The following is an 11,450-nucleotide window of genomic DNA, read 5'->3' on the forward strand; positions in this document are numbered from 1 at the left end:
CAATTAGTGAAAGTCGCGTGACTTGGGCAAAATCCGTACGTCGCGTGGGTGGCTGCCGCGCGGGGGATGTGGCCGCGCAAATTCGTCGATTTTGGGTTTCCCGACATTGGCTTGATGCGTCTCGGACAATCGCGCCAGATCGTCGGTGCGGTCGATAATATTGGTCGCCATCAGGTGCACCACACCTTCCTTGCTGCGCTGAATTTCGCCTTCGGCAATGATCAGCCGTGACGCCATGACGGCGCGTCGCTGTCGATCGAATAACCGCGCCCATAATAAGATGTTGGTCACGCCACTTTCATCCTCAATCGTGATGAAAATCGCATTGCCCTTGCCGGGACGCTGCCGGACCAGCACGACGCCAGCCACGCGCACCCGCTTGCCGTTCTTGACGACATTCGCCTCAGCGCAGCTCAGCACGCCCTCGCTTGCGAACATTCCGCGCAGGAACTGCATCGGGTGTCCCTTTAGCGACAGCCGGGTCATCTGATAATCCGCCGCGACATGTTCGCTGGCGGGCATCGCTGGCAACATCGCATCGGCCTCCGCGCCAAGCTCGCGCGCGTTGGCCGCAGCGAACAACGGTAGCTCGTCCGAAGGCGTTCGCCGCGCTTCCCACGCGCCCTCTCGCCGGTCGAAACCCAATGATCGCACAGCATCGGCATCGGCAAGCAAGTGCACGGCAGCCGGTGGCAGCGCGGCACGGCGCGCCAAATCCTCAATGGATGCAAATGGCCGGTGCGCGACAATGGCCTGCGCCCACACCGCCCGAAATCCGTCTATCTGCCGCATCCCCAGCCGCAACGCATTTTGCTCAATGGCATTGTCCCAATGGCTCGCATTGACGTCTATCGGCCTGACCTCCACCCCATTTTCCTGCGCATCGCGGACAATCTGCGCCGGCGCGTAAAAGCCCATGGGTTGGGAATTCAGTAAGGCGGCGGCGAAAATGGCCGGATGATAATGTTTGATCCACGACGACACATAGACCAGCCGCGCAAAAGACAGCGCATGGCTTTCGGGGAAGCCATATGATCCGAAACCCTGAATTTGGCCAAAGCAGCGCTGGGCAAAGTCACGTTCATAGCCGCGCCGCACCATGCCTTCGACCATCATCGTTTCGAAATGCTCCATCCCGCCGACATTGCGAAACGTTGCCATCGCCTTGCGCAAGCGGTTGGCATCGGCCTCGCTGAATTCGGCGGCGGTGATGGCCAGGTTCATCGCCTGCTCTTGAAACAGTGGCACGCCCAGCGTTTTGCCAAGCACATGTTTCAGTTCATCTTGCGGATATGGCGGGGCAGGCGAGGGATATTCGACCTTTTCCTCGCCATTACGTCGCCGCAAATAAGGATGCACCATATCGCCTTGAATGGGCCCGGGCCGAACAATCGCGACTTGAATAGTGAGGTCATATAGGCTGCGCGGTTTCATACGCGGCAGCATGTTCATTTGCGCCCGGCTTTCGACCTGAAACACGCCCAGACTCTCACCTCTGCACAACATGTCATAGACATTGGGATCATCGGAATCGATGTCGACCTTCAGGTCATAATCGCCAATCCCCTGCTCGCGCATCATGTCATAGGCCTTGCGTATGCAGGTCAGCATACCCAGCGCGAGCACATCGACCTTCATCAGCCCCAATGCGTCGATATCGTCTTTGTCCCACTCAATGAAATTGCGGTCTTTCATCGCGCCATTGTGAATGGGCACGGTTTCATCGAGCCGGTTTTCGGTCAGGATAAACCCGCCGACATGCTGCGACAGATGGCGCGGGAATTTTATCAACTGTTCGGACAGCGCTTTCAGCCGTGCGATTTCGGGATTGTCGGGATCAAACCCGGCCTCAACCAGCCGCCGTTCATCGGGACCGCTACCAAAACTGCCCCAGACCGTGCTGACCATGCGCGTGGTGATATCCTCGGTCAGGCCCAAAGCCTTTCCCACTTCGCGCACCGCGCTGCGCGGGCGGTAATGGATGACCGTTCCGGCAATCGCAGCCCGGTGGCGGCCATAGCGCCGATAGATATATTGCATCACCTCCTCACGCCGCTCATGTTCGAAATCAACGTCGATATCGGGCGGCTCTTTTCGGTCGGACGAAATGAAGCGCGAGAATAAAAGCGTGTTTGCAAGCGGATCAACAGACGTCACGCCAAGCAGAAAACACACCGTAGAGTTCGCCGCCGAACCGCGCCCTTGGCACAAGATCGGTGGTTTTTGATCGCGCGCGAATTTGACCAGATCGTGGACCGTGAGGAAATAATACGCGAATTTTTCGGTGCGGATAAACGCAAGCTCGGTTTCAATCGACTTGCGGATTTTCTCCGGAAGCTCCGCCCCATAGCGTTCGTGCGCCGCCGTCCACACCAGATGCGCCAACCAGTCATCAGGGGTCCAGCCGCCCGGCACCGGCTCGTGCGGGTATTCATATTTCAGCTGCTCAAGGTCGAAATGAATATGTGCGGCAAAGCGTTCGGTTTCCGCCACAGCTTCGGGACAAGCATGGAATAACTGCGCCATGTCATGCGCCGTCTTAATATACCGCTCGGCATTTGCCTCCAGTGCAAAGCCTGCTTTTTGGATGGTCGTCCCCATGCGGATGCATGTGACAATATCGTGAAGCGGGCGCTGATCGCGGGTCGCGTAAAGCGGATCGTTCGTCGCGAGCAGGGGCACGTCAAAAGCACTCGCCACGTTCCGATAAAGCGCCAGCTGCCTTTTATCCTTTCCCCTATGATGCGTTGATACGCCCAGCCAAAGCTTACCCGCATGCACAGGCGCAAGGCGGCGCAGCACGCTTTCCCAATCCTGCGGCGCGGTCGACACCAGCTTGAGATGCGATGGCGCGGCTATGGGCTTCGCGCTTTCTTTGAACGAATATACAGGCGGGTTCTTATGTGCCTCCTCCGCGTCCGCGGTCGCATATGGCATGACGATGAGCAGCACATCGCCCAGATGGTCGAGCAAATCGTCGAACTTCAGTATGCAGCTGCCTTTGGTCGCGCGCATATTCCCGACGGTCAGCAACCGTGTGAGATTACCCCAGCCTTGCCGCGTGGTGGGATAGGCAATGATGTCCGGCGTACCGTCCGAAAACACCAGCCGCGATCCCGCCAAAAAGCGGATATTCGGTTCACACGCGGCCTCTTCGGCTTCGGTCAGTTGTTCGGGTTCGCCAGCGTCGCGCTTGGCGGCCAGCAATGCACTACGCGCTTCATCAGGCGCATCGCCCAACGCCTTCCATGCGCGCACAACGCCAGAGACGGTATTGCGATCAGCAATGCCGATGGCGGTCAGCCCGCGCCGGATACCCTCTGCCACATAATCCGATGGCGGCGATGCGCCGCGCAAGAAAGAATAGCTGCTGGTGCAGGCAAGCTCGGCATAGCTCATGCAAAGATGCCGTGGAGATACCAAAGTGGTCGTTCGATTTCATCATAGAGCCCGCGCCGGAACAGCCAAAAACGGCGGCCCTCATTGTCCTCAACACGGTAATAATCCCGCGTCAGGCTACCATTGCCCGGCGCGTAGCCGCGCGGATGTCGCCACCATTCCGGGCTTATGCGTTCAGGGCCCTCCACCCGCGTGACGCGGTGCACGTGCCGCCGCCAACGAAAGCTGCGCGGTTCGCCTTCTGGAAATCCGGCGGTGACCTCAATCGGCTGCGGCGTTTCGAACAGGCGAAAAGGCCGCATCGCCGGTTCGCCCGGCACAGGCTTTGGCCAGTCCGCTTTTGAAGCGTCAGATTGCGCGGCACGCTCCAGCGCTGCGCGTTCGGGAATGTGGCTTTGCCGCGCGTGGAATTGCCGCACACGTTCTGCCCCCAAACGAACGCTGAGCCGGTCGATGAGCGCGGCCGCGGCGGCATCTGTGTCGATCTTTGCCTCCAGCCCAACCTGAACATTGGCCAACACCTCAGCCAGCGGGACTTCCAACCGAATAAGGTCATAGCCAAAGCCGGGGTCCAACGGGTCGGACAGCGCGTCGATACGCTCCCGTATCAAGCGCATGAGCAGGGCGGCGTCGCGCGTTGGCGTGCCGGTATCCACCGCCAGCCGCGCGACATGGCCATCGCTGCGGAATAGACGTATCTCGAACCGTCGTCCGCCCTGCCCGCGTTCTTGCAACTGAAGGGCTGCGTCCCCCGCCAGCATTTCGATGGTCGCCAACACATCATTGGTGCGCGAAATCGGTTCGGCAAAATTCTGCGTAACATGGATGATTGGCAGGCTACGGCGCGGGGTGATGCGCGGGTCTTCCTCTTCCAAAAGACGCGCCAGCCGCACCACAACTGCCTTGCCAAAGCGTGCCGCCAGCGGCTTACGCGGGCGGATAGCCAGATCGCCAATGCTTCTCAGGCCAGCCCGGCGCAGTGCCTTGTGCACCTTGTCACCGCCATCCAGCGCCTCCACAGGCACGTCGGAAGTGGCGCGTGCCGCATATTTCGCCTTGGCCTGCGCGCTGTCGGGGGTGACGCCCAAAGCAATCCGGCAACTGAGGCCATGACGGTTTAGCCGCGCCTGCAGATCCTTCGCCAGCCGCGCCGCATCACCAAACACATGTTCGCACCCCGTAATGTCAAGCAGCAGCCCTTGCGGCGGGTCTAACATACAGGCGGGCGTATAACGCTCACACCCATCGGCGAGCCAGCCGAGCAAGCTGAGGTCCGCCGCAGGGTCATGGTCAAAGACCGCCAGATCGGGCACGCGGGCGCGGGCATCGGCGAGCGCCATTCCGGCCCTCAGGCCAAGCGCATGCGCCGCCGGATCACATGCCGCCAGCCGCATGGCCCCGCGTTGTTTTTCGACCATGGCAAAAGGCGCATCAGGCGCGCTGCCGCGATGCCGGACCAGTCTTTGTGTCGGTAACAATGGCAGAAAGACCGCCAGATAGCGGCGCGTCAAAAAAGCTTCGTGTTGCATGATCCCAAGTCACTCTTGCCGCAAAAGGAGCCGTGCCACCGCGATGGCGCAGAAGGCTGATGTCAAAAGTCGGAAGGCCCGGCGCATTTCCCGGCAATGGCGCAGAGGGCGCAGAACATATCCGCCAGCGCGTACGCGCCGCGCTTGGCATCGGCACCGCATCCCCGCGCACCAGCAGGGTCAACACCCCTGTCTCCGCTGCGGCCAAGGCCAGCCGCCGGGTCGAGGTCAAATCCACCAACCGGGCATTGCCGTGCGTTTCCAATATGACCGCGCTGGCGGCTTTCGACCGGATGGCATCTGCTGCAGCCCGCAAGGCGTCGCGCAAATCGGCTGTCTGGACCAGCAACATGCGCGCGGGGTCACCGCCCATTGCCGACAGCCCATAAGGGTAGAGACGCCCCGATGTCTGGCGTTCCTTGTCCCCTGATATCCAGAAGATACCGGCAGCGCTTTCCGGCAGTCGCCATGCCAGCAAAAGCGCAAAGGCGGCGGCTGCATGTGAGTCGGCCTTTGCGCCGCCAAAAAATTCATGCAGCCCTGCCTGCGTTATGCCACCGCGCAGCCGTTCATCGACATAAGGCGCTCCTGTAGGCAGCAATGATTGCGCGGCATCCGGCTGGTGCTGCTTCCACATTCCTTGCACAGATGGAAACGCACCCGCCGATAGAGTCGGCTGTATGTGATTCGGCTTTTTGTTCATGCTTTGTTCCATACTCCATTTTTCATGGATGTGGAGTCAGCTTTTTTATCCTGAAGTGATTTGGGATAATACAGACCGGCGGGCCTATGCGCACAGATGATCCCGAAAACGCGGGCGGCATGGTTGAGCCATTTTCCAGCCCGGGCCTATTTGCCCGGGCCAGAAAATTGCGCTCACCAGACTGAACTCATTCCCAATAATAAGGCATGCGTTTGCGTGTGCCGGTAACTTCTTCATTCAGCGTGGCCGCATCATATAAGCGGCCACCGATCATAACCTTGGCGACCTTGTCCGAATTGCGGATATCCGCGCTTGGGTCGGCGTCGAGAACGACGAGGTCGGCAAGCTTGCCTGCGGCGATGGAGCCGACATCCTTATCATAGCCCAGCGAGCGGGCGGACTCGATTGTGCCTGCGGCCAGTGCCTCAATTGGCGACATGCCACCGCGCACGAAGGACCAGAGTTCCCAATGCGCGGCGATGCCCGCTTCCTGCCCATGCGCACCGATCGAAACCGGCACGCCAAGCTTGGCAAGCTTATGTGCCTCACGCGCGCTGTTGTCGTCGACATAGTCTTCCTCAGGCGCGATTTCGCGGCGTGCATTGTTCGCCGCAAGCTCGGTCGGCGGATAATGCTTGGCCATCAATGGATGACGGAACACATCGGTATGTGCACGCCAATAGGGATCACCAGCTGGGCCACCATAGGTCACCACAAGGGTCGGGGTGTAACCCACCTTTGATTTTGAGAAGAACTGAAGTACGTCGCCGTAGAAAATGTCGAGCGGGACATTATGCTCAACGGTGGTGTTGCCATCGGCAATCAGGTTCATGTCCATGCCGAACAGCGAACCGCCTTCCGCCACCGAACGCATATTTTCCTGAAGCGCGGCGGCAACAACTTGCTGACGTTGTTCACGGCGCGGTTGGTTATAGTTTTTGACGCTGTGCGCACCTTGCGCCTTCAACCGCCGGACATGCGCAAGGGCATCATCAAGGCTATTGATTTCGGCATACACATCGGCGGCCTTTGCGCCGTACACAATCTCGCCCGTGGAGAAGGAACGCGGCCCGACAATAAGGCCCGCGCGCTGCATTTCCACCGCCGGGAAAACCGTCGCGGCGCTGCTGGATGGATCATGCCGCGTGGTGATACCCATGGCGAGGTTGAGCATATTCACCCAGTTTTGCTGCGGTGTCATTTCATCGACGCCATGCGGACCATGGGCGTGGGCATCAACAAGGCCCGGAATGATGGTCTTGCCAGTGACATCCACGGTCTTAGCGCCAGCAGGGATCGGGAAGTCTCCCGCCTTGCCGACGGCTTTGATCCGGTCATTTTCCACCAAGATGACAGCATTGTCGATGATCCCGCCATCCTTGTCCGCCATGGTCACGACCCGCGCGCCGGTGAAGGCAACGAGGCCAGTTGGACGATCCGACTTCACCGTCATCGAAAGCGAGATGCCGTCTTTGGGTGACACAAACTTGACGGGCTTGGCGTCTTTCGCAAGCGGGCCATTGGGGTAGAATGTGCTGGTTTGTGCGGTGTAGAGCGTAGGCCCAAGTGCCCAATGCAATGCATCGCCATTACGGGTCCAATGCATATAATCGGCGCCGCCCTTGCTGACCTTCACCACGGGAAGCGCGCTGCCCGACGACGACGCAGTGACTTCCTGCGTACCCGGCATCAATGGCATTACAAATGCTTCATAGTTTTGACGGAAGGCAAAGTTGTTCCCGTCTGGCGATACTTCATAAATGGTCGTCAGCTCACCGCTGGCATGGCTGCGTTTGGCTTCACCGTTCAGATCGACACTGACGAGCAGGCGCTTGTTGGCACCGGATTCGGTATAGAAAATCCGGTCATTGCTGGCGGCGAAATGCGGCGTGGTTCCACTTTCGGTCACGCGAACAGCATTGCCGCCTGTCGCGGCTATGCGGTAAATTCCGGGCTGATCGGACCGCAAGGGCGAGGTTAGGCCACCGCCTTCCTGTTTTTCAAACACGATTGTCTTGCCATCTGGCGAGAAACGCGGACGTGCATAATGGCCAGATTGCGCCGTCACATTTTTCGCCCTGCCACCCGTTGCGCCCACGGTCTGAATGTGGCCAAGACCCTTATCGGTCCAGTTCACAAATGCGATGGTCTTCCCGTCGCGCGACCATGTGGGATATGCTTCCATCGCGGTGTCGGATGCGGTCAAGCGTTTTGCCGTTCCACCTGCCGCAGGCTTAACCCACAACTTGCCCATGGTTTCAAACAAAATGGTCCGGCCATCGGGCGAGGTTACAACGCCGCGCGGCATGTGCGTCTGGAACTCGGCAGGCGCGACTTCAATCGCCGGCCGTGGCGGATCGATGACATCGCGTGTGTCGGAAATGCGGAACGGAATTTCGCTCGATGCGCCGCTCGGCCAATCGACCTTGCGCATCTTGCCGCCCGCCCAGAAGTAAATGGTCTTGCTGTCGGGTGACCAATCCATGTTCGGATAAACGCCGGTCACGGCCCATGTTTCCTGCACATCTTGATCAAGCGCATCGTAAATCTTGCGCTCTTCGCCAGTGTCCAAATCTTTCACATAAAGTTTTGACTGGGTCCGTTCACGGCGGACAAATGCGATTTTCTTGCCATCGGGTGAGGGCGTTGGGCGCACGGAACCACCGACACCGGACACAGCGGTTTCGGTTTTGCCGGTCTCAATCTCATAGCTTTCAATGTCGAAAAGCTGACCGTTGGAATCCTGCGCATATTGGAAGATGGGGCCGGGCGTAATGTTGCGCGTGTAATAGATATGCTTGCCATCGGGTGCGAAGATGGGTTCGCCCAATTCCTTTTGATGTTGCTCATTGGGCTTCTTGACCAGCTGAACCCCTGCGCCGCCGGACACATGGTAGAGCCAGACTTCGCCGGTGCCCAACGAACGGCCGGTGGTGAAATGCTTCTTGGCGGCGATGAAGCGGCCATCGGGGCTCCAGCTTGGTTGGTTGAGCAAGCGGAAATCCTCTTTGCTCATTTGCCGTTTGTCGGAACCGTCGCGGTTCATGATCCAGATATTGTCGCCGCCGCCCCGGTCAGAGGTAAAGGCAATGCGCGTGCCATCGGGGGAGAAGCGCGGCTGGGTCTCGAAGGGCAAGCCTTCGGCAATGCGGGTCGGCGTGCCGCCGGTGACAGGCATGGTGTAGATGTCACCCAGCAAGTCAAACGCGATGGTCCGGCCATCGGGGCTGACGTCAAGGTTCATCCAAGAACCCTCGTCGGTGTCGATCGCAATCTGCCGGAGGGTCAAGCCGGGGGGCGCCGCGACATCCCATTTGGGCGCCTTCTCTTCAGCGGCCGCAGGCGCAGTGGCCGGAGCCGCCGGAGCCGCAGCTTGCGCAAATGCCGATGCGGGAATGGTCGCTGCACCCAGCAGCAAGATGGTCTTCAGATAATGTGTCATTTTTGGGGCTCCCCTGCCGTCTTTTTTCCTTGCTGTCATGCCTAGCGGGCAAGGGCAAGCGGGAAGCCGCAGCTTCGATGGGGAACGGGTTATTTTCTACGAACGACGGGGCGATTTCCGCTGCGGCAGGCCGTTAAAGCGTCAAAAGATACCGCCGACGCCAGAATATATGTCTCCTTTGTCGCCATAGCGCAAAGGCGATTGCGGCTGACGAACGGCAAAGTGACAGGCCAAATCCTACATTGCAAGCACAGTGGGCAAAAACCCGCACGCAGAGGCGCAGAGGCCGCAGAGAGTGCGCGCTTAAACAGCGGTAACGAGCGGCTTTTCCATCATCGCACGTTGGAAGTCCTGATCGCCAATCTGGACGATCTGATGTTCCACCACTGAAAAGCCGACCGCGGCAAAGGCCGGCTGCGCCATCAAGCTGGCATGCACCCAAAGCCGTGATTCGTCGGCGGCGCGGGCTTGGACAGAGTTTCCACCGAACTGATTAACCTTATGTATTCGACGACAACAAGAAGCGAGGAAACTGAGAGGTGCCTACGCTAAGTTCGAAGTTTCAGTATCTAGGCTTCAACTGGTTAAGGTTCTTGCCGAGTGTCCGTGTTTGTGCAATTTTCATGACGCACGGGGGGCAACGCACATGTCGAATTTACCGGAAATCTTAACGGCTGGCGAAGCATCGCGCCTTTTCCCAATATTGGCGGACACTTCGAAAGAAGGCAGAACGCTATCGATTTTCTTGTCATGTCTTGAAAATATTCCCGAGTTTGGACGCGCCTTGCTTGGCGGTCTAGGTATTAAAATTGGCGCCCGAGGACGCGTCGATACCTTTACTGAAGTCAGCCTCCAGAAGCCGCTGCCGAATTCGAAACATCGCCCAGACGGATTAATTGTCGCTAATCTTGGCAAATCAAAATGGACTGCGTTGGTCGAGGCAAAGGTTGGAGCCTCCGAACTCACGAACCAACAAATCGAAGCCTATCTAGCGCTAGCAAAATTAAATGCCGTTGACGCTATCATAACCGTCTCAAACCAGTTTACGCCTCTACCCACGCATCATCCCTTAACCGTAAATGCGAACCTTACTAAAAAGGTTTCACTTTTCCATTGGTCATGGGCGTACGTCATAACTCAAGCGCAACTCCTTCGTGAGATGGGTGAGGTCGAAGACCGTGAACAGCTAATCCTCCTCTCGGAACTTCAGAGGTTCCTACTACACCCAAGTTCGGGCGTAAAAGAATTCGATCAGATGCCAGCCGCTTGGTCGCAGCTATGCTCGACGGTTTCGGCTGGCGGACAGATCAACGCCAAAGCAGAAGCGAGCCAAGAAGTGGTCGGCTGTTGGCACCAAGCACTCGACCAAGTTACCACTGTTTTGAGCAGGCAGCTCGGCAACCACGTCAAAGTTGTTATGACCCGGAACGAGGCAACGGACCCCCAATTGCGGATAAAAAATGCGCTCGGCGACCTTGCTTCGGACAAATGTCTGAATAGCCAATTGAGCATCCCGGACGCAGCCGCACCCGTGCACATTTGCGCGGACCTCAGCAAAAGAGTGCTGTCGTTCCAGATGCGCGTAAAAGCGCCAGGCGACCGCAAGTCGACCAAAGCCCGACTATCATGGCTTCTGCGACAAATTGCCGATGCAAATCCAAAGGATGTCTATGTTAGAATGTTCTGGCCGGGCCGGGCGGCACCAACCCAATTCTCCCTCACAGACCTGCGCAGCGATCCCGAACTAGCGACAGGCGGCAACCCTGGAATGGCAGTATTGTCTTTCGACGTGTTAATAGCCAAGGATCTTGGGCCGAAATTTACGCAGCGAAAGAATTTCGTCGCAGAGCTTGTTAGTGGGGCGAGCGATTTCCATGCAAATGTTGGCGCCAATTTAACAAACTGGCAAGCCAAGCCGCCAAAGATTGCTGAGGGGAAAGCTGAACCAAATTCTGTCAGTGCCGACGCACTGCGCGAACAGGTCGAACAGGAAGCATTAGAGCGCACCGCCTAAAGAGGCGTAACAAAATTCTCTGATTTTCTGCATTTTGCTTGCGGGAGTAGGATTTATGCGCTGCGCGCATGGTCTCCGCAATGGCGCTGCCATTGCTCCGGCTGAACAAGCTTCCAATCCAGCCCTCGCCACAGCCAATAAAAAACCCCGCACAAGGCGGGGTGTTTTACTGGTTGCGGGAGTAGGATTTGAACCTACGACCTTCAGGTTATGAGCCTGACGAGCTACCGGGCTGCTCCATCCCGCGCCACCAAAATGTCCTGTATTTCAACGGGACAAAAACGAAAAAAGGCGGACATCCGTCGAATGAACGACAGCGGTCCGCCTTTTGAATTATGAATGGGTTCTTCCAATGCACTTATA

At 58.1% G+C, this 11,450-nt stretch carries 5 protein-coding genes and 1 tRNA gene; 1 reads left to right on the plus strand and 5 read right to left on the minus strand.

What is annotated here, in order from left to right; translation table 11 throughout:
- Positions 1-3: 3 nt before the first annotated feature.
- The 4 genes from ACIQZK_RS05700 to ACIQZK_RS05715 form a co-directional block, all read right to left on the minus strand.
- Positions 4-3,399, minus strand: coding sequence for an error-prone DNA polymerase (locus tag ACIQZK_RS05700; protein WP_397575278.1), 3,396 nt, complete (start codon positions 3,397-3,399; stop codon positions 4-6).
- Complete coding sequence (locus ACIQZK_RS05705; RefSeq protein WP_397575279.1) at positions 3,396-4,928, minus strand: Y-family DNA polymerase; 1,533 nt, start codon at positions 4,926-4,928, stop codon at positions 3,396-3,398. The genes ACIQZK_RS05700 and ACIQZK_RS05705 overlap by 4 nt, the downstream gene beginning before the upstream one ends.
- Complete coding sequence (locus tag ACIQZK_RS05710) at positions 4,831-5,631, minus strand: ImuA family protein (protein WP_397575280.1); 801 nt, start codon at positions 5,629-5,631, stop codon at positions 4,831-4,833. Before ACIQZK_RS05710 ends, ACIQZK_RS05705 begins: the two co-directional genes overlap by 98 nt.
- A 187-nt stretch (positions 5,632-5,818) precedes the next feature.
- Positions 5,819-9,073, minus strand: a complete 3,255-nt coding sequence (locus ACIQZK_RS05715) for an amidohydrolase family protein (RefSeq protein WP_397575281.1) — start codon at positions 9,071-9,073, stop codon at positions 5,819-5,821.
- 646 nt (positions 9,074-9,719) lie between these two features.
- Between ACIQZK_RS05715 and ACIQZK_RS05720 the strand changes: the two genes are divergently transcribed.
- The gene (locus ACIQZK_RS05720; protein ID WP_397575282.1) at positions 9,720-11,087 is read left to right on the plus strand and encodes a hypothetical protein; all 1,368 of its coding nucleotides are present in this window, start codon (positions 9,720-9,722) and stop codon (positions 11,085-11,087) included.
- A 170-nt stretch (positions 11,088-11,257) separates the two neighbouring features.
- Here the strand turns inward: ACIQZK_RS05720 and ACIQZK_RS05725 are convergent.
- Positions 11,258-11,334 (minus strand) — tRNA-Met (locus tag ACIQZK_RS05725).
- Between the last annotated feature and the right edge of the window lie 116 nt (positions 11,335-11,450).

Origin of the sequence: Sphingorhabdus sp., assembly GCF_044338195.1 — a bacterium.
In the GTDB taxonomy this organism is placed as follows: domain Bacteria; phylum Pseudomonadota; class Alphaproteobacteria; order Sphingomonadales; family Sphingomonadaceae; genus Sphingorhabdus_B.

Excerpts from the sequence above, each read along its gene's own strand:
- ACIQZK_RS05700 (WP_397575278.1), bottom strand. The coding sequence starts at position 3,399 with ATGAGCTATGCCGAGCTTGCCTGCACCAGCAGCTATTCTTTCTTGCGC.
- ACIQZK_RS05710 (WP_397575280.1), bottom strand. The coding sequence starts at position 5,631 with ATGAACAAAAAGCCGAATCACATACAGCCGACTCTATCGGCGGGTGCG.
- ACIQZK_RS05705 (WP_397575279.1), bottom strand. The coding sequence starts at position 4,928 with ATGCAACACGAAGCTTTTTTGACGCGCCGCTATCTGGCGGTCTTTCTG.
- ACIQZK_RS05720 (WP_397575282.1), top strand. The coding sequence starts at position 9,720 with ATGTCGAATTTACCGGAAATCTTAACGGCTGGCGAAGCATCGCGCCTT.
- ACIQZK_RS05715 (WP_397575281.1), bottom strand. The coding sequence starts at position 9,073 with ATGACACATTATCTGAAGACCATCTTGCTGCTGGGTGCAGCGACCATT.